Source organism: Rhizobium sp. LEGMi-198b, from assembly GCF_054114205.1.
Map to the genome: position 1 here is coordinate 61,143 of NZ_JBSYVH010000001.1, position 22,310 is coordinate 83,452.

At 59.7% G+C, this 22,310-nt stretch carries 18 protein-coding genes; 2 read left to right on the forward strand and 16 right to left on the reverse strand.

Annotated features, from left to right (window positions below; genetic code table 11):
* Positions 1–51 precede the first annotated feature (51 nt).
* Positions 52–3,549 carry a DNA polymerase III subunit alpha gene (gene dnaE / locus ACXHXG_RS00325; protein WP_457898799.1) on the reverse strand — a complete coding sequence of 1,166 codons (3,498 nt, stop codon included), beginning with the start codon at positions 3,547–3,549 and terminating at the stop codon, positions 52–54.
* A 356-nt stretch (positions 3,550–3,905) separates the two neighbouring features.
* Between dnaE and ACXHXG_RS00330 the strand changes: the two genes are divergently transcribed.
* Complete coding sequence (locus tag ACXHXG_RS00330; RefSeq protein WP_457898185.1) at positions 3,906–4,493, forward strand: hypothetical protein; 588 nt, start codon at positions 3,906–3,908, stop codon at positions 4,491–4,493.
* Between the two features lie 96 nt (positions 4,494–4,589).
* A complete protein-coding gene (locus tag ACXHXG_RS00335) occupies positions 4,590–5,057 on the forward strand; it encodes a DUF5680 domain-containing protein (RefSeq protein ID WP_283049987.1) in 468 nt (155 codons plus the stop codon).
* 9 nt (positions 5,058–5,066) lie between these two features.
* Here ACXHXG_RS00335 and ACXHXG_RS00340 read toward each other — a convergent pair whose 3' ends face one another.
* The 15 genes from ACXHXG_RS00340 to nuoG all read right to left on the reverse strand — a co-directional run bounded on the left by ACXHXG_RS00340 (position 5,067) and on the right by nuoG (position 22,121).
* Positions 5,067–5,750 (reverse strand): ABC transporter ATP-binding protein, encoded by a 684-nt coding sequence (locus ACXHXG_RS00340; RefSeq protein WP_104825055.1) that lies wholly within the window; start codon positions 5,748–5,750, stop codon positions 5,067–5,069.
* Between the two features lie 15 nt (positions 5,751–5,765).
* The gene (locus tag ACXHXG_RS00345) at positions 5,766–7,076 is read right to left on the reverse strand and encodes a lipoprotein-releasing ABC transporter permease subunit (RefSeq protein ID WP_457898186.1); all 1,311 of its coding nucleotides are present in this window, start codon (positions 7,074–7,076) and stop codon (positions 5,766–5,768) included.
* Positions 7,077–7,098: 22 nt separating this feature from the next.
* Entirely contained in the window at positions 7,099–8,421 is a 1,323-nt protein-coding gene (gene proS / locus ACXHXG_RS00350; protein ID WP_283049983.1) for a proline--tRNA ligase, read from the reverse strand.
* 638 nt (positions 8,422–9,059) lie between these two features.
* On the reverse strand, positions 9,060–9,338 hold the full coding sequence (locus tag ACXHXG_RS00355) for a DUF1467 family protein (protein WP_104822697.1): 279 nt from the start codon (positions 9,336–9,338) through the stop codon (positions 9,060–9,062).
* Between the two features lie 131 nt (positions 9,339–9,469).
* Positions 9,470–9,883 (reverse strand): methylmalonyl-CoA epimerase, encoded by a 414-nt coding sequence (gene mce / locus ACXHXG_RS00360; protein WP_457898187.1) that lies wholly within the window; start codon positions 9,881–9,883, stop codon positions 9,470–9,472.
* A 35-nt stretch (positions 9,884–9,918) separates the two neighbouring features.
* Positions 9,919–11,592: a ribonuclease J gene (locus tag ACXHXG_RS00365; protein ID WP_104822695.1), complete on the reverse strand. Its 1,674-nt coding sequence runs from the start codon at positions 11,590–11,592 to the stop codon at positions 9,919–9,921.
* 13 nt (positions 11,593–11,605) lie between these two features.
* Complete coding sequence (locus tag ACXHXG_RS00370) at positions 11,606–12,361, reverse strand: biotin--[acetyl-CoA-carboxylase] ligase (protein ID WP_457898188.1); 756 nt, start codon at positions 12,359–12,361, stop codon at positions 11,606–11,608.
* Positions 12,362–12,372: 11 nt separating this feature from the next.
* A complete protein-coding gene (nuoN, locus tag ACXHXG_RS00375) occupies positions 12,373–13,815 on the reverse strand; it encodes an NADH-quinone oxidoreductase subunit NuoN (RefSeq protein WP_457898189.1) in 1,443 nt (480 codons plus the stop codon).
* Between the two features lie 18 nt (positions 13,816–13,833).
* Entirely contained in the window at positions 13,834–15,345 is a 1,512-nt protein-coding gene (locus ACXHXG_RS00380; RefSeq protein ID WP_260303814.1) for an NADH-quinone oxidoreductase subunit M, read from the reverse strand.
* The gene (gene nuoL, locus ACXHXG_RS00385; protein ID WP_457898190.1) at positions 15,345–17,339 is read right to left on the reverse strand and encodes an NADH-quinone oxidoreductase subunit L; all 1,995 of its coding nucleotides are present in this window, start codon (positions 17,337–17,339) and stop codon (positions 15,345–15,347) included. The genes ACXHXG_RS00380 and nuoL overlap by 1 nt, the downstream gene beginning before the upstream one ends.
* Positions 17,340–17,346: 7 nt before the next feature.
* Positions 17,347–17,655: an NADH-quinone oxidoreductase subunit NuoK gene (nuoK, locus tag ACXHXG_RS00390; RefSeq protein WP_004122490.1), complete on the reverse strand. Its 309-nt coding sequence runs from the start codon at positions 17,653–17,655 to the stop codon at positions 17,347–17,349.
* A gap of 31 nt (positions 17,656–17,686) precedes the next feature.
* Entirely contained in the window at positions 17,687–18,301 is a 615-nt protein-coding gene (locus ACXHXG_RS00395; RefSeq protein ID WP_104822690.1) for an NADH-quinone oxidoreductase subunit J, read from the reverse strand.
* A 150-nt stretch (positions 18,302–18,451) separates the two neighbouring features.
* Positions 18,452–18,943 (reverse strand): NADH-quinone oxidoreductase subunit NuoI, encoded by a 492-nt coding sequence (nuoI, locus tag ACXHXG_RS00400; protein ID WP_104822689.1) that lies wholly within the window; start codon positions 18,941–18,943, stop codon positions 18,452–18,454.
* 40 nt (positions 18,944–18,983) lie between these two features.
* Positions 18,984–20,027 carry an NADH-quinone oxidoreductase subunit NuoH gene (gene nuoH, locus ACXHXG_RS00405; RefSeq protein ID WP_457898191.1) on the reverse strand — a complete coding sequence of 348 codons (1,044 nt, stop codon included), beginning with the start codon at positions 20,025–20,027 and terminating at the stop codon, positions 18,984–18,986.
* Between the two features lie 12 nt (positions 20,028–20,039).
* Positions 20,040–22,121, reverse strand: coding sequence for an NADH-quinone oxidoreductase subunit NuoG (gene nuoG / locus ACXHXG_RS00410; RefSeq protein ID WP_457898192.1), 2,082 nt, complete (start codon positions 22,119–22,121; stop codon positions 20,040–20,042).
* Positions 22,122–22,310 lie beyond the last annotated feature (189 nt).

Consider the following 22,310-nt stretch of genomic DNA (forward strand, 5'->3'; position numbering starts at 1 on the left):
TCTCTCGCAATTCCGGACGGAAAACCGCTGCGCACTTTTCCTGGAATTGCTTTAGACCAGCTCGACGTCGATCACACCGGGCGCGGTGCGTAGCGCGGCTGCAATCTCCGGCGTGATGCGGTATTTCTCCGGCAGCGCCACCTCCACCTCGCGCTTGCCCTCCTCCTTGATGACGATGAAGGAGACCAGGCCGTCGCCCTTGGCGTTGAGATGCGCGGCAACCGCTTTCAAAGGACCGGAATCGCGGACATAGACACGCAGCGCCTTCTGCATCTGCAGCGACTTTTCCTCCAGCGACTGCGCCGTCTGTAGGCGCAGACTGATGCCTTCCGGCCGTTCGTCCGCCTGCGCAGTGATGACGAAGGATTTGCCGACTTCCAGCACGTCGCGATACTGATTGAGCACTTCCGAAAACAGCACAGCTTCGAACTGGCCGGAGGCATCGGAGAGGACGAAGATGCCCATCTTGTTGCCGGTGCGCGTCTTGCGCTCCTGCTTGGAAATCACGGTGCCCGCCAAGCGACCGTTGCTGGCCCCCTGCTTCACCGCCGCCGAAAAATCGGCGAAGGTCTGCACGCGCATCTTGTTCAGGACGTTCTTGTAAGTGTCGAGCGGATGGGCCGTGAGGTAGAAGCCGAGCACCTGGAATTCGCGTAGCAGCCGCTCCGAGGCGAGCCAGGGGGTGAAAGGCGGGAATGAGATCTTCTCAGGTCCCGAGGCAGCGCTTCCGAACATATCGGACTGACCACTTCGCTTGTTTTCCTGCGCGACCTGCGCATAGCCCATGACCCGGTCCAGCCCGCCAATCAGTTGCGCGCGGTCGATATCGAAACAATCAAAGGCGCCCGCGGAGATCAGGCTTTCCAGCACCCGGCGATTGATCTGCTTCGGATCGATGCGCAGGCAGAAATCCTCGATGCCGGCAAAAGGCTGGTCGCCGCGCACCTCGACAATATGGTCGACGGCGGATTCGCCAACGCCCTTGATGGCGGCCAGCGCATAGTAGATCCGGCTGTCACCGGTTTCGAAATGGCGGAACGAGGTCTGGATCGATGGCGCGATGACTTCGATGCCGAGGCGCTTGGCGTCCTGGCGGAAGTCGTTGACCTTTTCGGTATTCGCCATATCGAGCGTCATCGAGGCGGCGAGGAACTCCACCGGATAATGCGCCTTCATATAGGCGGTCTGGTAGGAGACGATGGCGTAGGCGGCGGCGTGCGACTTGTTGAAGCCGTAGTTCGCGAACTTGGCAAGCAGGTCGAAAATAACGTCCGCCTGGCCTTTCGATACGCCATTCTTGACGGCGCCATCGACGAAGCGTTCGCGCTGCTGGTCCATCTCGGCCTTGATCTTCTTGCCCATGGCGCGGCGCAGAAGATCGGCCTCGCCGAGCGAATAGCCAGACAGGACCTGGGCGATCTGCATCACCTGCTCCTGATAGACGATAACGCCCTGCGTCTCCTTCAGCAGATAATCGATCGTCGGATGGATCGATTCAATCTCTTCCTCGCCGTGTTTGCGGGCATTGTAGACCGGGATGTTTTCCATCGGGCCCGGACGATAGAGGGCGACCAGCGCGATGATGTCCTCGATGCAGTCCGGGCGCATGCCGATCAGCGCCTTGCGCATGCCCGCACTTTCCACCTGGAACACGCCGACCGTCTCACCGCGCGAGAGCATGTCGTAAGTCTTCTTGTCGTCGAGCGGGATGCTGGCGAGATCAAGTGTAATGCCGCGCTTGGCGACGAAATCGACGGCTGTCTTTAGAACCGTCAGCGTCTTCAGGCCGAGGAAGTCGAACTTGACCAGGCCGGCCTGTTCCACCCACTTCATGTTGAACTGGGTGACCGGCATGTCGGAGCGCGGGTCTCGATACATCGGCACCAGCTTCGACAGCGGCCGATCGCCGATGACGATGCCGGCGGCGTGTGTCGAGGCATGGCGATAAAGGCCCTCGATCTTCTGGGCGATATCGAGCAGACGGGCAACGACCGGTTCCTTGTCCGCCTCCTCCTGCAGACGTGGTTCTTCCTCGATCGCCTTGCTGAGCGGGGTCGGATTGGCGGGGTTGTTCGGCACCAGCTTGCAAATCTTGTCGACCTGGCCGTAGGGCATTTCCAGCACGCGCCCAACGTCGCGAAGGGCGGCGCGCGCCTGAAGCGAACCGAAGGTGATGATCTGCGCCACCTGCTCACGGCCGTATTTGGCCTGGACATAGCGGATCACCTCTTCGCGACGATCCTGGCAGAAGTCGATGTCGAAGTCCGGCATCGAGACGCGCGACGGATTGAGGAAGCGCTCGAACAGCAGCGAGAAACGCAGCGGATCGACGTCGGTAATCGTCAGCGCATAGGCAACGAGTGAGCCCGCGCCCGAACCGCGGCCCGGGCCGACCGGAATATCATGCTGCTTGGCCCATTTGATGAAGTCCGCGACGATCAGGAAGTAGCCAGGGAATTTCATGCGCTCGATGACGCTGAGCTCGAACTCCAGCCGCTCGCGATAGTCCTTCTCCGCGTAGCCCGCCGCCATACCGAGCGAGGCGAGGCGCCGGTCGAGACCTTCGACCGCCTGGGCGCGCAGCTCCGCCGCCTCGGCGCGTTCGGCCTCCTCCGGATCGTCAGTGGCGCCGGTGAAGCGCGGCAGGATCGGCTTGCGTGTCTTCAAGACGAAGGAACAGCGCCGGGCGATCTCGACGGTGTTCTCCAAGGCTTCCGGCAGATTGGCGAACAGCTTCGCCATATCGGCGCGGCTCTTCAAATAGTGATCCGGTGTCAGGCGAAAACGAGTGTCGTCCGAAACAATGGCATTGTGGGCGACCGCCATGAGGGCGTCGTGGGCCTCATAGTCCTCACGCGTCGGGAAGAAGGCCTCGTTGGTCGCGACCAGCGGCAATTCATGCTCATAGGCGAGCGCGATCATCTTCTGTTCGTGGCGACGATCATAGGTGCCGTGACGTTGCAATTCGACATAAAGCCGATCACCGAACAGGTCCTTGAGCGTCAGCAGACGCGACAGCGCCTGCGGCGCGTGGCCTTCCTTCAACGCCATATCGACCGGACCGCCAAGCGAACCGGTCAGCGCAATCATGCCGTCCGTGCCGATTTCCTTCAACCAGGAGGCGGTGATATGGACAGCCTGATTGCCTTCGCCGCCCAGATAGGCGCGGCTCACGAGATCGACCAGCCGCTCATAGCCCCGCTCCGTGGCGGCGAGCAACACGATGGACGGCAGCTTGGCGAGTGCCTGTTGCGGGCCGCGCTTTTCGCCCTCGACACTATCTTCCATGTCGATCGACACCTGGCAGCCGATGATCGGCTGCAGGCCCTCATCCATCGCCTTCTGGGAAAACTCCAGCGCGATGAAAAGGTTGTTGGTATCGGTGATGGCGATGGCCGGCTGATTGTCGCCCGCCGCCTTGGCGAGGATCTTCTTTAGCGGCAATGCGCCTTCGAGCAGAGAATATGCGGAATGGACGCGAAGATGCACGAATTCCGGCGTATCTCCGACCGGCGCACCCGCTGCGCCGCTGCTCATCATATCCGCCATCATATGCCTTTCCGCATGCCCAAATGAATCGGCTGCATTTTCGGCATAGCGGACGATAAAGTCCATAAGTTGACTTCATGATTCACGGGCGCATCGCAACACCCGTGGGGATAAGTTTCACATCGCCATCATGATGAGGGAAAAGCTGGCGACAAACATGACGATGGAGGTGAATGCTGCAACGTCTCGAATGATATCGGTCATTTACGCGCTCCTTACTCGTTATGTTTCTTTTTTGTTCTATTTATGTTCGAGAGTCAATAGCTGCATCAATAATTTTCATCATCAGTATTTTGAAGAGTACCAATGGACCGAAGCACAACCCCTAAGCTATGAAAACGCGAGGGGGGATCACGATGAAACCACTTGCCTGCGCTCTCATTCTGCTTTCGGTTACATCCGCGGCTCACGCTGACGATATCATTGCGCCCGACCGCATCATCGACGCGGCGGTCGGCGATTGGAACAAGGACGGTAAGCCGGACCTTGCTTTGCTGGCGTTGGCCCCGCCAGACGACGCGACCACGATCGGCATCTATATTTATCTCCGCGACAAAGAACATCAGTTGCTCAAGCTGGCGGCCGCCGCACCCGACAAGGTATGGGGCCGCGGCGAGCCGGGCGGTATCTTCGGTCAGGAGCCTTCTATCACGGCGCTGCCCAATGGTTCGATCGCCGTCATGTCCCAGAATGACGCGATCGGGCGCGACCGCTGGCATCAGACGCTCACCCTCGCCTTCCGCAACAACGCCTTCGTCGTCGCCGGCTACACCTTTGATTACCGGGACAATCTCGACGCCGATAGAAGCTATAGCTGCGACTACAATGTCCTGACGGGCAAGGCGACGAAGAGTGGCAGGGAACTCCAGACTGAAGCCAAAACCATCAAGATCCAGGACTGGAAAGACGATATCGGCCGGAAAGCTTGTGGGGAAAACACGTAGCGGCTTTTCATTTGTTCACTGTATGTTCTTTACTTGCTATCGAGCGCGTGGCATTCTGTGCCCTCACCACGAATGGAGAGGGTAATGGAGAGGGTCATGCCGGATCTTGCCGCGCTGAACGATTTTATTGTTGCCGCGAAGGCGGAGACCTATGTCGGCGATGGCGAGAGGCTGCCGTCCTGCCGGAGCGGCTCGCATGACATCGGCTATGCCAGCGGCCGCTGGCGCTATCTCGATAGCTATTTCGGCGGCACGGATTTCGCCGGACAGGAAGTCGTCTGGTACGATGACGAGCCGGTCTGGGCGATGAATTATTTTGGACGAATCGTCGAGCCCGATCTGATCGATGGCAGGGCTGCAGGGATGGTCATCAAGGCGGCGCTCATGCGGCTCTACCTCGATGAAAAACGCTTTCTCGGCGGTTTCGAATTCGCCCATTCATTTGGCCAGTATGTCGATCGCAGTACCGGCGGCTGCGATCATTTTATCGGCCATGAGGTCATCCTCGTAAACGGACGCAAGGCCTATGAGCTGGATTACCGCGGCGGACTGATCGTCCCTTGATGGGCACCGTCAGAATTCGACGACCTTACCGTCATGGATAGTCACGCGGCGGTCCATGCGAGCCGCCAGTTCGTGATTGTGCGTGGCGATCAGCGCGGCAAGCCCGGACTGACGCACCAGCGCCTCCAGCGCGTCGAAGACGTAATGCGCCGTATCAGGATCGAGGTTGCCGGTCGGCTCGTCGGCCAAAAGCACCAGTGGTGCGTTGGCAACGGCGCGGGCGATCGCGACGCGCTGTTGCTCACCGCCGGAAAGCTCGGCCGGGCGGTGATCGGCGCGATGACCAATGCGCATATAGTCGAGGAGCTGGGCAGCGCGAGCGCTCGCCTCTTTCCGGGAGAGACCGGAAATCAACTGCGGCATCATGATGTTTTCCAGCGCGGAAAACTCGGGCAACAGATGGTGGAACTGATAGACGAAGCCAATCTCGCTGCGACGGACGGCCGTGCGCTTTTCATCGGACAGTCCCTCACAGGCCTGGCCATTGATCGTCACCTCGCCGCCATCTGGATGTTCGAGCAGGCCGGCAACGTGCAGAAGCGTCGATTTCCCCGTTCCCGACGGCGCGACCAGGGCAACGATCTCGCCGCTGGTCAAGGCGAAATCGGCGCCCTTCAGGATCGACAGCCGCGTTTCGCCCTGCCCGTAATGACGCTCCACGCCCGTAAGCTGGAGAACGACGTTGCGTTTGATCAAATGTGGAATTCCTTATTCGTACCTTAGCGCCTGCACCGGATCGAGCCGCGAGGCACGCCAGGCCGGAAAGATCGTGGCGAGGAAGGAGAGCGTCAGCGCCATCACGACCACGGAGAGGGTCTCGCCGAGATTCATTTCCGCCGGCAACTTGCTGAGGAAATAGACCTCGGGATTGAAGATCACCGTGCCGGATATCCAGGAGAAGAACTGACGGATCGATTCGATATTGAGGCAGACGACGACACCGAGCGCGACGCCGGCGACGGTGCCGACGACGCCGATCGCCGCACCCGTCATGAAGAAGATGCGCATGATCGCCCCCGACGTCGCGCCCATGGTGCGCAAAATGGCGATATCGCTTCCCTTGTCCTTCACCAGCATGATCAGACCGGAAATGATGTTGAGCGCCGCGACGATGACAATCAGCGTCAGGATCATGAACATGGTGTTGCGTTCGACCTGCAGCGCCGAGAAGAAGGTCTCGTTCACCTGCCGCCAGTCGGTCAGAAAGACCTGCCGCCCCGCCGCCGCTTCGATCTGCGGCCTCAGTGCGTCGACATCATCCGGGTTGCTGACGAAGAGTTCAATCTTCTCGACGATCCCCTCGGCGTTGAAAAAGAGCTGCGCCTCCTCCAGCGGCATGAAGACGACGGAGGAATCGTATTCCGACATGCCGACTTCGAAGATGCCGGAGATCGTATAGGCCTTGACGCGCGGATTGACCCCGAAAGGCGTCACGTCGCCGTCCGGCGCAGTCAGCGTAATCTGGTCGCCGACCGTCAGACCCAGTTGCCGCGCCAAGCGCGAACCCACCATGACGCCCTGGCCGGCGGTGAAGCCGACCATGTCGCCATCGACGATGTGGTCCGAAACAGTCTTGAGCTTGGTGAGGTCCTCAGCACGGATGCCGCGCACGAGCGCGCCGGTGCCGGAACCGCCGCGGCCGGAAGCCAGCGTCTCGCCTTCGACCAGCGGCAGAGCCATGGTAACGCCCGGGACGGCAGCGAGCCTCTGTGCCAGCGCGGCATAATCATTCAGCGGCGAATCCACGGGCTGAACAACGACATGGCCGTTGAAACCGAGAATCTGCTTGAAGAGCTCGGCGCGAAAACCGTTCATGACCGCCATGACGATGATCAATGCCGCAACGCCCAGCATGATACCGACCAGCGAGAAGCCGGCGATGACCGAGATCGACGCCTCCTTGCGCCGGGCGCGCAGATAGCGCCAGGCGACAAGCCGCTCGAAGCCGGAGAACGGACGCGATGACGGGCCGGTTTTGAAGGCCTTCTCCTGCTGCTTCACTGCCTCGCCTACCGCCATTCGCTTCTCATCCTATCGTTTATCAGCCTGCCAGCCGATTGATCGCCGCTTCGACGGTGATCGTTTCGCGGGCGCCGGTCTTGCGATCCTTGACTTCCACTTCGCCGTTCGCGATCGAACGCGGCCCGACGATGATCTGCATGGGCACGCCGATCAGGTCGGCAGTGGCGAACTTCGTTCCGGCACGATCGTCCGTATCGTCAAGCAGAACGTCCTTGCCGGCCTTCGAGAGCGCCGCATAGATCGTCTCGCAAGCCGCGTCGCAGGCCTGATCGCCGGCCTTCATGTTGATCACGACGGCATCAAAGGGCGCGATCGACGCCGGCCAGATGATTCCGTTCTCATCATGCGATGCTTCGATGATGGCGGGAACAAGGCGTGTCGGGCCAATACCGTAAGAACCCATATGGACGGCATGCTCCTTGCCGTCAGGACCCTGCACTTTCGCGCCCATCGGTTCGGAATATTTCGTGCCGAAATAAAAGATATGGCCGACCTCGATGCCACGGGCCGACAGGCGCTCGCCTTCCGGAATGGCGTTGAAGGCCGCCTCGTCATGCATCTCGGAGGTCGCCGCATAGACCGACGTCCATTTGTCGAAGATGGCTTTCAGGCCAGCGACGTCATCAAAATTCGTGTCGTCTGCGGGGATGTCGAAATTGACGAAATCCTTGTGGCAGAAGACCTCCGATTCGCCGGTGTCGGCGAGGATGATGAATTCATGGCTGAGGTCGCCGCCGATGGGGCCGGTGTCGGCGCGCATCGGAATTGCCCTGAGACCCAGTCGAGTGAAGGTGCGCAGATAGGCAGCGAACATCTTGTTATAGGAGTGCACCGCGCCTTCGAGCGTCAGATCGAAGGAATAGGCATCCTTCATCATGAATTCGCGCGAGCGCATGGTGCCGAAGCGCGGGCGGATCTCGTCGCGAAACTTCAGTTGGATATGATAGAGGTTCAACGGCAGGTCCTTGTAGGACTTGACGTAGGAACGGAAGATGTCGGTGACCACCTCCTCATTGGTCGGGCCGTAGAGCATGGGGCGCTCCTGGCGGTCCTGGATGCGCAGCATCTCCTTGCCATAGGCGTCATAGCGGCCGCTTTCCTGCCAGAGCTCGGCCGACTGCAGCGTCGGCATCAGCAGCTCGATGGCGCCGGCACGGTTCTGTTCCTCGCGGATGATATTGTTGACCTTGTCGAGGACGCGCTTGCCCAGCGGCAGCCAGGAGTAAATGCCTTGCGACTGCTGGCGGATCATGCCGGCGCGCAGCATCAGCCGATGGGAAACAATTTCAGCCTCTTTGGGATTTTCCTTCAGAATGGGCATGAAGTAACGAGACAGGCGCATGGGCTGATTCCAGATGGTTTGACGTTCCGCATTTGGCGGAATCGTTAGAATTTAACTGCTGGAGGAGTTCATAACTGCTTCGGCGCAGGAAAGAAACCCGCATTTAGCGCGAGTAAAGCGGGCGAACACCCGCAAATGTTGGGCAACGTCATATATTTTTGGAAATTCGAAAAAATGCACGTTTATAAGGATTTGGAAGAGAAATGTGTCAACAGAAAAATTCTGCGCGACTGTAGCAAAAATGCAAAAAAACAGATGACAACGGCCAATCTTTGAGCTAATTTTAGCTCACAAAAGAGGCAAGAAGGCTAAATTCTTGTCGTTTCGCGGTCAAGTCTTGGGAGGATCAGATCTTAGGCGCGCTCGCTCGCAGCCCCGGCAACGGATAAGGATCACGCGATACTTAAAAACAAGGCTTACAGCCTTGTTTTTTTTTGCTTTTCTGCGGCCCTGATCACGACCTTTTCGAGCCGGCAGGCTTTGGAACCGTTCCCAACCGCAGTCAAGTCAACGCAACGGGATCATCGCCGCTGCGCAGCCTCTTTGCCTCAAACTGATGACAAGGGTATGACGGATTGCTGACTATTCGGTGGCAGAGGATTTCAGCCGCAAATTGCAAAGAATTTCGAGGATAAACGTCAGCCGTCGTAGCGTGGAATGATCGGTGGGATCGAGTTGAAGCCGATGCCCAGATAGTGGGAGCTGATGTACCAGGCGCCGTAGATCAGGCCGGATACCAGCGTCGTGATCAGCACCACTCTTAAACCACGGAATTTCGTCGGCGCACTTTCGACGGTGCCGAGGACCACATGATTGTCTTCGGCCTGGGTGCGCAAACCAAACGGCAGGATGGCGAAGAGCGTGATCCACCAGACAACGAAATAGACAGCGCATGTCGAAAAAATCTGCTGGACCATTATGCTTCCTCAAGACAGGCTTCAAACCGGCCCGCACTCTCCTCGTCCCAACCAGCTTATAGAGCCAAAGCTTCCTTGTTTCAAAGCGCAGTTCAGCGCTCTAATGTCACACTGCTGTGTCGAACGCCGATCTAAGGGGTCGCGCTCTGCTCAAGCTCGACGAGAGTCCCAAAAAAATCCTTGGGGTGCAGGAAGAGCACCGGCTTGCCGTGGGCGCCGATCTTCGGCTCGCCATTGCCGAGCACACGGGCGCCGGCGTCGAGAAGCCGATCACGTGCGGCCAGAAGATCATCCACCTCGTAGCAGATATGGTGCATGCCCCCATCGGGGTTCTTCGCCAGGAAGGCGGATATCGGCGAGGCGTCGCCGAGCGGTTCCAATAGCTCGACCTTGCCGTTCGGCAGATCGATGAAAACGACGGTGACACCGTGTTCCGGCAAGGGCTGCGGCGCCGAGACCTTGGCGCCGAGCGTATCGCGATAGGTGGCGGAAGCGGCGGCGATATCAGGAACGGCAATCGCGATGTGATTGATGCGTCCGAGCATGGCTGCCCCTCCTCCCCGACCAGATAGAAACGCTATTAACCGGGCACGCGCGTGACGAACACCGTCACGACCGGCTTCTTGCCCCAGCCATGGTTGGCAGCGGCGCGTACGGCGCGACGCACAGCTTCCTGCAGCATGTCGATATCCTTGCGGCGGGCGCGCGGGATGCTTTCGATGGCGCTGACGATGGCATCGAAGAGCGTGTCTTCCATATCCTCGCCTTCGTCGTCATAGGCCGGCAAGCCGATCGCGACGAGATCGGGATCGCCGACGATCTCATAACGGGCATCGAGCAGGACATTCACGGCGACATGGCCGACATAGGCGAGCTTCTTGCGCTCGCCTATGCCCATCTCGTCAAAATCGCCGATCAGCGTGCCATCCTTGAAGATGCGGCCATGCGGCGCCTCGCCGATCACCTCGACCGGGCCTGGAGCCAGCCGCAATATGTCGCCGTTGCGAACCCGTGGCACGATGGAAATGCCGGATTGTTCGGCCAATTCCTTATGTGCGGTCAGATGCGTCGCCTCGCCATGCACCGGCACGACGATCTTCGGCCGCGTCCATTCATACATCCTCTGCAGCTCGTTGCGGCGCGGGTGGCCGGAGACGTGGACCAGCGCTTCAGCATCCGTCACCACATGCACGCCCTGCTCGGTGAGCCCGTTCTTGATATCCTGGATGGCCTTCTCATTGCCGGGAATGGCGCGCGAGGAGAAAACGACGATATCGCCGGCGGCGAGCGCGACGTTGCGCATTTCGTCGCGCGAAAGTTTGGCGAGAGCAGCGCGCGGCTCGCCCTGGCTGCCGGTCAGGATGACGACGACCTTGTCGCGCGGGATATAGCCATATTCATCTTCGGCAATGAACGGCTTGATGCCCTCCATAATGCCGATGTCACGGGCAACATCGACAACGCGCTTCAGCGAACTGCCAAGCAGCAAAATCTCGCGGCCTGCGGCCTCGGCGGCCTCGGCAATGGTGCGGATGCGGCCGACATTCGAGGAGAAGGTGGTGATCGCCACCCGGCCCTCGGCATCCTCGATGATCTTGCGCAGGCTTTCGGAAACATCCTTTTCCGAGGGAGATACGCCGTCTCGCAACGCATTGGTGGAATCGCACATCAACGCCAGCACGCCTTCATCACCGAGTTGGCGGAAACGCGCCTCATCGGTCAGCGGTCCAAGCGATGGCTCGTGATCGATCTTCCAGTCGCCGGTGTGAATGACATTGCCAACCGGCGTGCGGATCACCAGCGACATAGGCTCGGGAATGGAGTGATTGACGCCGACGCCTTCGATGCTGAAGGGGCCGACATTGATACGATCGCCGGCCTTGAACGGCGTGATCGGGATTTCGCCCATCGCCTTCTCATAGTCGCGCTTGGCTTCCAGCAGGCCGGCTGTGAAGGCCGACGCATAGACGGGAACGTTCAGGCCCGGCCAGAGATCATTCAATGCGCCATAGTGATCCTCATGCGCATGCGTGATGATGATGCCTTTGAGATTCTTGCGTTCCTTGGCGAGAAAACGGATATCGGGGAGCACGAGATCGACGCCCGGCAGGTCCGGCCCCGGAAAGGTGACGCCGCAATCGACCATGATCCACTGGCGATGCTCCGGCGCGCCATAGCCGTAAAGCGCGAGATTCATGCCGATCTCGCCGACGCCGCCGAGTGGCAAAAACACCAGTTCGTCTTGGTTTGCCATATCTATCTTTTACCTACGATCTGAAAAAAACATCGCCCGCAGCAATCGGCAAAATCTTGCCGCCGCCAGTATCGAGCATCAACAAGCCATTATCATCGATTCCGGCAAAATGGCCGGAAATCGAACGATCCGGCAGATTCACAGTGATCTTTTCCCCGATGCCGCAGGCGACCTCGCGCCAGCGTGCTGTAACCTCGCGAACACCTTTGCCGCTATTCCAGACCGCCAAGGCTTCGGCCATGGACGCATAGAGATGCGCAAACAGTTCTTCCGGCGATACGGTCGAGCCATGCTCATGCAGGCAGGTGACCGGATAGAGCGGGTTTTCCGGCTTGACGGCAATGTTGATGCCGATGCCGATCACCAGCGCATAGCGTCCGTCGGGAAGAGCCTCTCCCTCGATCAGAATGCCGCAAGTCTTCTTGCGGCCGATCAGGATATCGTTCGGCCACTTGACCTCGACCGGTTCCGCGGCGAGAGGCAGCACGCTGCGCACCGCTTGGTGCACGCCAACGGCGACAGCCAGCGGCAGGGAGCCAAGGCGGTCCATAGGAGCCGGATCGATCAGAAGAAGGGAAGCATAAAGATTGCCGGGTTCGGACACCCAGGCGCGTCCGCGGCGTCCGCGGCCACCCGTCTGGCGGCCTGCCGTTACCCAGAGATTGCCGGCATCGCCTGCCCTCGCCCGCTCCAGGCATTCGCTATTGGTGGATGCTGTCTCTGAAAGGGCATCATGCCGGAAGTCGGCGAGCGACTTCCAGCTGTTCATATCAGACGTCATCAAAACAGCGTCGCGGCAGCGAGATCGGCCGCACCGCCGATAGCACCGCCGAAGAAGACATAGGTGACGACGAAGAGACCGGAAAGGCCGAAGACCAGACGCAGCGAACCGGCCGTACGGGTGAACTCGTCCTTGGCTTCATCGAACCACATCACCTTGATGACGCGCAGATAATAGTAGGCGCCGACGACCGATGCGAGAACGCCGATGATGGCGAGCGCATAGAGATGGGCCTGGATGGCGGCAATGAAGACGAAGTACTTCCCGAAGAAACCGGCGAGCGGCGGGATACCGGCAAGCGAGAACATCAGCGCCGTCAATACGACCGCCATAAAGGGATTGGTCGTCGAAAGGCCGGCGAGATCGTCGATATTCTCAACCTGGCGGCCGTCGTTGCGACGCATCGCCATGATGATGGCGAAGGAGCCGAGCGTCATGGCCATGTAGATGACCATGTAAAGCATGACACCGGAGACGCCGGTCTTGCTGCCGGCGGCAAGACCAACAAGCGCATAGCCCATGTGACCGATGGAGGAATAGGCCATCAGTCGCTTGAAGTTGCGCTGACCGATTGCGGCGAAGGAACCGAGCAGCATCGAAGCGATCGAGATGAAGACGATGATCTGCTGCCAGTCGGCAAGCACCGGATGAAAAGCGGTGACGACGATACGGGTCAGGATCGCCATAGCCGCCACTTTCGGGGCACCGGCAAAGAAGGCGGTGACCGGGGTCGGCGCACCTTCATAAACGTCCGGCGTCCACATGTGGAACGGCACGGCGGAGATCTTGAAGGCAAGGCCCGCGAGAACGAAGACCAGACCAAAGACGAGGCCGAGCGAACGGGTCTCGGAGCTGAGCGCCGTGGCGATCGCATCGAAGGTGGTGTGGCCGGTGAAGCCATAGACAAGCGACATGCCGTAGAGCAGCATGCCCGACGACAGTGCGCCGAGCACGAAATACTTCAGACCGGCTTCCGTCGACTTGACGCTATCGCGGTTGATGGCGGCAACGACGTAGAGCGCCAGGGACTGGAGCTCCAGCGATAGATAGAGCGAGATCAGGTCATGCGCCGAGATCATCAGCAGGATGCCGAGGGTCGCCAGCAGCAGCAGCACGGGGAATTCGAAACGATCGAGCTGCTGCTCGCGCGCATGTCCCATGCTCATGAACATGGCGACGATCGAGCCCACGAGGGCGACGATCTTCATGAAGCGCGAAAAGCCATCGGCGAGATAAGCGCCGCCGTAAGCCAGGCCTTCGCCCGGCACGAAGATGATCCAGAGACCGGCCACTGCGAGAACTGCAATGGCAAGACCGGTGACCGTCGGTCCCGACCGTTCGCCCGCGAAGACGCCGATCATGAGCAGCACAAGCGCACCGACCGCGAGGATAAGCTCCGGGATGGAAAGATGCAGGCTTGCAAGAATTGTGTCAGCAGTCATGTCGAATAAGTCCCGTCATCAATTCATCGACAGCGCAACATTCTGCGCGGCGTGCAGGGCTGCGGTGTAGTTGTTCACAAGCAGATCCACCGAAGCGGCCGTCGCATCGAAGATCGGAGCCGGATAGACACCGAAGAAGATCGTCATCGCGATCAGCGGATAGAGGATGAGCTGTTCGCGCGGCGACAGATCCAGCAGCTTCTTGAGGTTTTCCTTTTCCAGCGCGCCGAAGATGACGCGGCGGTAGAGCCAGAGCGCGTAAGCGGCTGAAAGAATAACGCCGGTCGCGGCGAACAGTGCAACCCAGGTGTTGGCGCGGAAGACGCCGATCAGGGTCAGGAATTCACCGATGAAGCCGGAGGTGCCGGGCAGACCGACATTGGCCATGGTGAAGACCATCATCGCGACGGCATATTTCGGCATGTTGTTGACGAGGCCGCCATAGGCCGCGATCTCGCGGGTATGGGTGCGGTCGTAGACCACGCCGACGCAAAGGAAGAGCGCGCCGGAGACGATACCATGCGACAGCATCTGGAAAATCGCGCCCTGAACACCCTGCTGGTTGGCAGCAAAGATGCCCATGGTGACATAGCCCATGTGCGCGACCGAGGAATAGGCGATCAGCTTCTTGATGTCTTCCTGCATCATCGCCACCAGCGAAGTGTAGATGATGGCGATGACGGACAGAGCGTAGACGAGCGGCGCGAAATATTCCGACGCGTTCGGGAACATACCGATCGAGAAGCGGATGAGACCATAACCGCCGAGCTTCAGAAGAATACCGGCCAGAATGACCGAGCCGGCCGTCGGCGCCTGAACGTGCGCGTCTGGCAACCAGGTGTGAACCGGCCACATCGGCATCTTCACCGCGAAGGAGGCGAAGAAAGCCAGCCATAACCACGTCTGCATCTGCGGCGGGAACTTGTAGGCGAGCAACGCCGGGATATCCGTCGTGCCGGCCTGCCAGTACATCGCCATGATGGCAAGCAGCATCAGCACCGAGCCGAGCAGCGTATAGAGGAAGAATTTGTAGCTGGCGTAGACGCGATCCTTGCCGCCCCAGACGCCGATGATCAGGAACATCGGGATGAGACCGGCTTCGAAGAAGACGTAGAACAGCACGATATCCAGCGACGTGAAAACGCCGACCATCATCGTCTCGAGGACGAGGAAGGCGATCATGTAGTCCTTCAGGCGCTTCTCGATCGAGAGCCAGCTCGCCAGCACGCAGAAGGGCATCAGGAAGGTGGTCAGGATGACGAACAGCATGGAAATGCCGTCGACGCCCATGTGATAGCTGATGCCGGAGCTCAGCCAGTCATGCTTCTCGATCATCTGGAAGCCCGGATTGGCATTGTCGAAGCCAATCCAGACGAACAGCGACACGACGAACGTGAAGACCGTGGTCAGCAGCGATACGTTGAGGATGTTGCGGCGGCCGTTGGGTCCGTCATCCCGCATGAACAACAGGAGAAGGACGCCCACCAGCGGCAGGAAGGTGACCGTTGAAAGAATAGGCCAATCGGTCATCAGAGGGAACTCCCGAGCATCATCCAGGTAACGAGGGCCGCAATACCGAGCAGCATCGCGAAGGCATAGTGATAGAGGTAACCGGTCTGCAGGCGAACAACGCGGTTGGTGACATCGACGACGCGGGCGGCGACACCGTTCGGGCCGAACGTGTCGATGACCCCGATATCGCCCTTCTGCCACAGGAAGCGACCAAGCGCCTTGGCAGTGCGAACGAAGAGGAAGTCATAGAGCTCATCGAAGTACCACTTGTTCAGCAGGAATTCGTAGAGCACGCGATGCTGCTGCGCGAGGATGCGCGGCGTCTGCGGCGACCTGATGTACATGTACCAGGCCAGAACGAAGCCGAGCAGCATAGCGATGAACGGGCTGACGCTCACCCAAGCCGGAACATGTTCCATCTCTTCGAAGATGTGGTTGGTCGGCAGTGTGAACAGCGCAGTCTTCCAGAACTCGCCATAGGCCTCGCCAACGAAATCGTTTCTGAAGACCATGCCCGCGGCGACAGCCCCGAGCCCCAGCAGATAGAGCGGGATCAGCATGACGTTCGGCGATTCATGCACGTGATGCATGACCTCATGCGAAGCGCGTGGCTTGCCGTAGAAGGTCATGAAGATCAGACGCCAGGAATAGAAGCTCGTGAACAGGGCGGCAATAACCAGCAGCGTAAAGGCAAAGCCTGCAGCCGGACCTTGCGAGGCAAACGCAGCTTCGATGATCGCGTCCTTCGAAATGAAGCCCGCGAAGCCGAAATGCGTGAAGGGGATGCCGACGCCGGTAATCGCCACCGTGCCGGTGATCATCATCCAGAAAGTGTTCGGAATATGCTTACGCAGACCGCCCATGTGGCGCATGTCCTGCTCGCCGTCGACGGCGTGAATCACCGAACCGGCACCGAGGAAGAGCAGCGCTTTGAAGAAGGCGTGCGTGAACAGGTGGAAGATGGCTGCGCCATAGGCGCCGACGCCGAGAGCGACGAACATGTAGCCGAGCTGCGAACAGGTCGAATAGGCGATGACGCGCTTGATATCGTTCTGCACCAGACCGACGGTTGCCGCAAAGAACGCCGTGATCGCACCGATGATGGTGACGAAGGTCAGGGCGTCCGGCGACAGTTCGAAGATCGGCGACATGCGAGCGACGAGGAAGACGCCGGCGGTGACCATGGTCGCGGCATGGATGAGCGCCGACACCGGGGTCGGGCCTTCCATGGCGTCCGGCAGCCAGGTGTGCAGCAGGAACTGCGCCGACTTACCCATGGCGCCCATGAAGAGCAGCAGGCAGACGCCGGTCAGTGCATGCGCACGATCAAGATGCATGCCGAAGAGATTGAGCACGATATCGCCCGGCTGACCGCCCTGCCCCGCGGCAAAGCTCTGGGCGTTGCCGAAGATGACGTCGAAATTGATCGAGCCGAAGAGAACGAAGACGCCGGCGATGCCGAGCACGAAACCGAAGTCGCCGACGCGGTTGACGATGAAGGCCTTGATCGCGGCCGCAGATGCGGACGGCTTCTTGAACCAGAAACCGATGAGCAGATAGGAGGCCAGACCGACGCCTTCCCAGCCGAAGAACATCTGGGCGAGGTTGTCGGAGGTCACCAACATCAGCATGGCGAAGGTGAAGAGCGAGAGATAGGCGAAGAAGCGCGGACGATGCGGATCGTGATGCATGTATCCGATCGAATAGATGTGAACGAGGGTCGAAACCGTGTTCACGACGATCAGCATCACCGAGGTCAGCGTATCGATGCGCAGCATCCAGGAGACATCGATGCCGCCGGACTGGATCCAGCGCAGCACTTCCACCTTGATCGGGCCCTCGCCGTGACCAAGCGCGACCGTGAAGAAGACGATCCATGACAGAACCGCGGCGATGATCATCAAGCCGCTGGTAACGTATTCCGAAGCCTTGGCGCCGATCCCGCGGCCAAACAGGCCGGCGATGATCGCGCCGATCAGGGGAAGAAAGACGATAGCCTTATATAAAAACATAGCTGTATCAGCCCTTCATCACGTTGACGTCTTCGACCGCGATAGAACCGCGGTTACGGTAGAAGACGACGAGAATTGCAAGACCGATGGCCGCTTCGGCAGCAGCGACGGTCAGAATGAACAAAGCGAAGACCTGGCCGACGATATCGTTGAGGAACGACGAGAAGGCGACCATGTTGATGTTGACCGCAAGCAGGATGAGCTCGATCGACATCAGGATGATGATGACGTTCTTGCGGTTCAGGAAAATGCCGAAAACGCCGAGCACGAAAAGGATGGCGCTGACCGTCAGGTAGTGGGAAAGTCCGATGACCATATTCTTGTTCCTTTGACCCTCGTGCCGCGCCTTAGACGCCCTGCCCCGGCTTGACCTTGACCACCTCGACGGCGGTCGCAGGCGTGCGGGCGACCTGTTGCGGAATGCTCTGGCGTCTGACGTGGGTGCGATGCCGCAGCGTCAGCACGATCGCGCCGATCATCGCGACCAGAAGCACAAGACCGGCGATCTCGAAGAAATAAACGTAGTTGGTATAAAGCACGTCGCCGAGTGCTGCGGTGTTCGTGCGGGTCGTCACCGCCGGGATCGGCATAGCGACCGACTTAGCGACAACAGGTGAAATCACGCTGCCGCCGATGACGACGATCAGCTCGGCGGCGAGGATGATGCCGATCAGCGCGCCGATCGGTGCATATTCCAAAATGCCTGCCCTGAGCTCGGAGAAGTCGATGTCGAGCATCATGACGACGAAGAGGAAGAGGACTGCGACGGCGCCGACATAGACGACCAGCAGGATCATCGCCAGGAATTCCGCCCCCATCAGCAGGAAGAGGCCGGCGGCATTAAAGAATACCAGGATGAGGAACAGGACCGAATGGACCGGATTCCGCGCCGAGATAACCATGAACGCCGACGCCACCGCGACAAAGGCGAAGATATAGAAAAAAAGAGCCTGCAGACCCATGTTGGTGCCTTTTTCGTCTTCCCCCGGGCAGCCGGGAGTGTCCCTGCCCGATGGGACTTGGCTGGACATGCGTCCGGCAAAGCCCCGGTCTCTATTCCACCGCGACGGCGACAATCTCAGCCGCCCGTCACGGCATATTCAAAATTCCGCTTAGCGGTACGGCGAGTCCATCGCGATGTTGCGCGCGATTTCGCGTTCCCAGCGGTCGCCATTTTCGAGAAGCCGCGCCTTGTCGAAATAAAGCTCTTCGCGGGTTTCCGTGGCGAATTCGAAGTTCGGCCCTTCGACGATGGCGTCGACCGGGCAAGCCTCCTGGCAGAAGCCGCAATAGATGCACTTCACCATATCGATGTCGTAACGCACCGTGCGGCGGGTGCCGTCATTGCGGCGCGGCCCGGCTTCGATGGTGATGGCCTGAGCAGGACAGATGGCTTCGCAGAGCTTGCAAGCGATGCAGCGCTCTTCGCCGTTGGGATAACGGCGCAGCGCATGTTCGCCGCGGAAGCGCGGGCTGACCGGCCCCTTTTCGAAGGGATAATTGATCGTCGCCTTCTGCTTGAAGAAATAACGCATCGACAAAAAGAATGCGCCGACGAATTCCTTGAGGAACAGTGAGCTGACGGCGTTGGAAAGTCCGGCCATCTTCAACCTCCAAATCTGCTTGAAGCGAGGATCGACATCATCATGCCCATCCCGTCAGCTTCAGCACGAATGCAACAATAATGACCATAGCGAGCGACAGCGGCAGGAACACCTTCCAGCCAAGGCGCATGAGCTGGTCGTAGCGGTAGCGCGGCACGAACGCCTTGACCATCGCGAACATGAAGAAGACGAGGCACGACTTCAGCAGGAACCAGATGACGCCGGGGACCCAGTTCAAGATCCAGATATCGACCGGCGGCAGCCAGCCACCGAGGAAGAGGATCGTGGTCAGCGAGCACATCAAAACGACGGCGGCATATTCGCCGAGCATGAACATCATGTACGGCGAAGAGCCATATTCGACCATGAAGCCGGCAACCAGCTCCGATTCCGCTTCCGGAAGATCGAATGGCGGACGGTTCGTTTCAGCGAGCGCCGAAATGAAGAACACGGTGAACATCGGGAACAACGACAGCCAATGCCAGTCGAGGAACGACGCCGGCAGGCCGAGCTTGGTACCGAGGCCGGTCTGCTGCGACATGACGATATCGGTCAGGTTCAACGAACCAACGCAGAGCAGCACGGTAACGATGACGAAGCCGATCGAGACTTCGTAGGACACCATCTGCGCGGCGGAACGCAGCGCGCCGAGGAACGGATACTTCGAGTTCGAAGCCCAGCCGCCCATGATGATGCCGTACACTTCCAGCGACGAAATCGCCAGAATGTAGAGGATGCCGACATTGATGTCGGCGATGACCCAGCCATGCGCCAGCGGCACGACGGCCCAGGTGGAGAGCGCCAGGACCACGGAGACGAGCGGCGCCAGCAGGAAGACGGTCTTGTTGGCGCCGGCCGGGATGATCGGCTCCTTGACCATGAACTTCAAAAGGTCGGCGAAGGACTGGAACAGGCCAAAGGGACCGACGACGTTCGGGCCGCGGCGCAACTGAACCGCCGCCCAGATCTTGCGGTCGGCAAGAAGGATATAGGCGATGAAGATTAGCAGGCAGACCAGGAGCAGCAGGGACTGACCGATGATAATCAGCGCCGGCCAAAGATAGGTCGAAACGAATGAATCCATAGTCCTCTGCCCTTACTCTGCCGCAGCCTGGAAATTGTTGCGGGCCAATGCCGAGCACTCGGCCATGACGGCCGAGGCGCGCGCTATCGGGTTCGTCAAATAGAAGTCTTTGATCGGCGAAGCAAATGCGGATTTGCCCATCGCGCCGGCTTTTTTCGCAAGTGCGACAATTTGGGCGCTATCGCCTTCAGCGATCTCGTCGATGCCGGCGAAATGCGGGAACGCAGCATAGAGCTTGGCGCGCAATTCTCTCAGCGAATCAAAGGGAAGCTTCTTGCCGAGCACGTCGGAAAGGGCGCGGATGATGGCCCAGTCCTCGCGAGCGTCGCCCGGTGCGAAACCGGCACGATTGCCCATCTGGACGCGGCCTTCTGTGTTGACCCAGGTGCCCGACTTTTCGGTGTAGGTAGCGGCCGGCAGAATGACGTCCGCATTGTGCGCGCCATTGTCGCCGTGCGAGCCGATGTAGACAGTGAACTTCGCACCCTTGCGGGTGAAGTCGAGCTCGTCAGCGCCCAGCAGGAAGAGGACGTCCATCGACGACAGCATCGCCGCAGCGTTGACGCCCTTTGCACCCGGCATGAAGCCGAGGTCGAGGCCGCCGACGCGGGAAGCTGCGGTATGCAGCACGGCAAAGCCATTCCAGCCGTCCTTCACGACGCCGACAGCGGCAGCGAGCTTGGCGGCATTCGCCAGCACTTCGGCGCCGTCTTCGCGGATGAGCGCGCCCTGACCGATGATGATCATCGGCTTCTGCGCATTCTTCAGAACGTCGGCGAAGCTGTGCGAACCGCTGACGACATCAGCCAGCGTATCCGGACCAGCGCCGAGATAGTCATAGGAGTAACGCAGGGCGGCATGTTCGCCGATCACACCGATCGGGAACTTACCCTTGCGCCAGCGTTTGCGGATGCGCGAGTTCAACACGGCCGCTTCGAAGCGCGGAGTGGCGCCGATGATCAGCAGCGCATCGGCTGCTTCGATGCCCTCGATGGTCGGGTTGAAGATGTAGCTTGCACGGCCAAGCGACGGATCAAGCGCCGTCCCGTCCTGGCGACAGTCGAGATTTTCCGATCCCAGCGACTTCAGCAGTTCGGAGAGCGCGTACATTTCCTCGACGGAAGCAAGATCGCCGGCGATCGCGCCGATCTTGTCGCCGCTGGTGGCGGCAACCGCGGACTTGATGGCGGCGAAGGCATCACCCCAGGTCGAAGCCTGCAGGCGGCCATCCTTGCGGACATAGGGCTTGTCGAGGCGCTGCGTCTTCAGACCGTCCCAGATGAAGCGGGTCTTGTCGGAGATCCACTCTTCGTTGATCTGCTCGTTGACGCGCGGCAGCACGCGCATGACTTCGCGGCCACGGGTGTCGACGCGGATGGCCGAGCCGAGCGCGTCCATGACGTCGATCGATTCGGTCTTGTTCAGTTCCCACGGACGGGCCGTGAAGGCGAAGGGCTTCGAGGTCAGCGCGCCAACCGGGCAGAGGTCAACGACGTTGCCCTGCAGTTCGGAGGTCATTGCCTGCTCGAGATAGGTGGTGATTTCGGCATCTTCGCCACGGCCAATCAGGCCAAGTTCGGAAATGCCGGCGACTTCCGTGGTGAAGCGGACGCAGCGCGTGCAGTGGATGCAGCGGTTCATCACGGTCTTGACGAGCGGGCCGATGTACTTGTCCTCAACGGCACGCTTGTCTTCCTGATAGCGCGAACTATCGATACCGAAGGCCATGGCCTGGTCCTGCAGGTCGCATTCACCGCCCTGGTCGCAGATCGGGCAATCCAGCGGGTGGTTGATCAGCAGGAATTCCATCACGCCTTCGCGGGCCTTCTTGACCATCGGCGTGTTGGTGAAGACTTCCGGAAGCTCGCCGTTCGGGCCGCCGCGGATATCGCGCACACCCATAGCGCAGGAGGCCTGCGGCTTCGGCGGACCGCCCTTCACCTCGACGAGGCACATGCGGCAATTGCCGGCTACCGACAGTCTTTCATGGAAGCAGAAGCGCGGGACTTCGGCGCCGGCTTCCTCGCACGCCTGGATAAGCGTGTAGTGATCCGGAACTTCGATCTCTTTACCGTCAATCTTCAGTTTTGCCATCGTCCACTCAGTCCTATGTCACGTCTGCCGCCGAACCTGGCCGCAGACAATTTCATGATCGCAACACCGTCTCGCCACCGGCGCGGCATTTTGAGCCGCATGGCACCGGTCTTGCTCACAATCACCTTTGCCGAACCTTGCCCCCACAAGATCAGCGTTCCGGCTGAAACATCGCGAGACCCCGCCCGC

Coding starts and splice junctions, on each gene's coding strand:
- nuoN (WP_457898189.1), bottom strand. CDS start 13,815: ATGACTGCTGACACAATTCTTGCAAGCCTGCATCTTTCCATCCCGGAG.
- nuoH (WP_457898191.1), bottom strand. CDS start 20,027: ATGGATTCATTCGTTTCGACCTATCTTTGGCCGGCGCTGATTATCATC.
- nuoL (WP_457898190.1), bottom strand. CDS start 17,339: ATGTTTTTATATAAGGCTATCGTCTTTCTTCCCCTGATCGGCGCGATC.
- ACXHXG_RS00345 (WP_457898186.1), bottom strand. CDS start 7,076: ATGGCGGTAGGCGAGGCAGTGAAGCAGCAGGAGAAGGCCTTCAAAACC.
- dnaE (WP_457898799.1), bottom strand. CDS start 3,549: ATGGCGGATATGATGAGCAGCGGCGCAGCGGGTGCGCCGGTCGGAGAT.
- nuoG (WP_457898192.1), bottom strand. CDS start 22,121: ATGGCAAAACTGAAGATTGACGGTAAAGAGATCGAAGTTCCGGATCAC.
- ACXHXG_RS00395 (WP_104822690.1), bottom strand. CDS start 18,301: ATGGGTCTGCAGGCTCTTTTTTTCTATATCTTCGCCTTTGTCGCGGTG.
- ACXHXG_RS00365 (WP_104822695.1), bottom strand. CDS start 11,592: ATGGCAAACCAAGACGAACTGGTGTTTTTGCCACTCGGCGGCGTCGGC.
- nuoI (WP_104822689.1), bottom strand. CDS start 18,943: ATGGCCGGACTTTCCAACGCCGTCAGCTCACTGTTCCTCAAGGAATTC.
- mce (WP_457898187.1), bottom strand. CDS start 9,883: ATGCTCGGACGCATCAATCACATCGCGATTGCCGTTCCTGATATCGCC.
- ACXHXG_RS00370 (WP_457898188.1), bottom strand. CDS start 12,361: ATGAACAGCTGGAAGTCGCTCGCCGACTTCCGGCATGATGCCCTTTCA.
- ACXHXG_RS00335 (WP_283049987.1), top strand. CDS start 4,590: ATGCCGGATCTTGCCGCGCTGAACGATTTTATTGTTGCCGCGAAGGCG.
- ACXHXG_RS00380 (WP_260303814.1), bottom strand. CDS start 15,345: ATGACCGATTGGCCTATTCTTTCAACGGTCACCTTCCTGCCGCTGGTG.
- ACXHXG_RS00355 (WP_104822697.1), bottom strand. CDS start 9,338: ATGGTCCAGCAGATTTTTTCGACATGCGCTGTCTATTTCGTTGTCTGG.
- proS (WP_283049983.1), bottom strand. CDS start 8,421: ATGCGCCTGTCTCGTTACTTCATGCCCATTCTGAAGGAAAATCCCAAA.
- nuoK (WP_004122490.1), bottom strand. CDS start 17,655: ATGGTCATCGGACTTTCCCACTACCTGACGGTCAGCGCCATCCTTTTC.
- ACXHXG_RS00330 (WP_457898185.1), top strand. CDS start 3,906: ATGAAACCACTTGCCTGCGCTCTCATTCTGCTTTCGGTTACATCCGCG.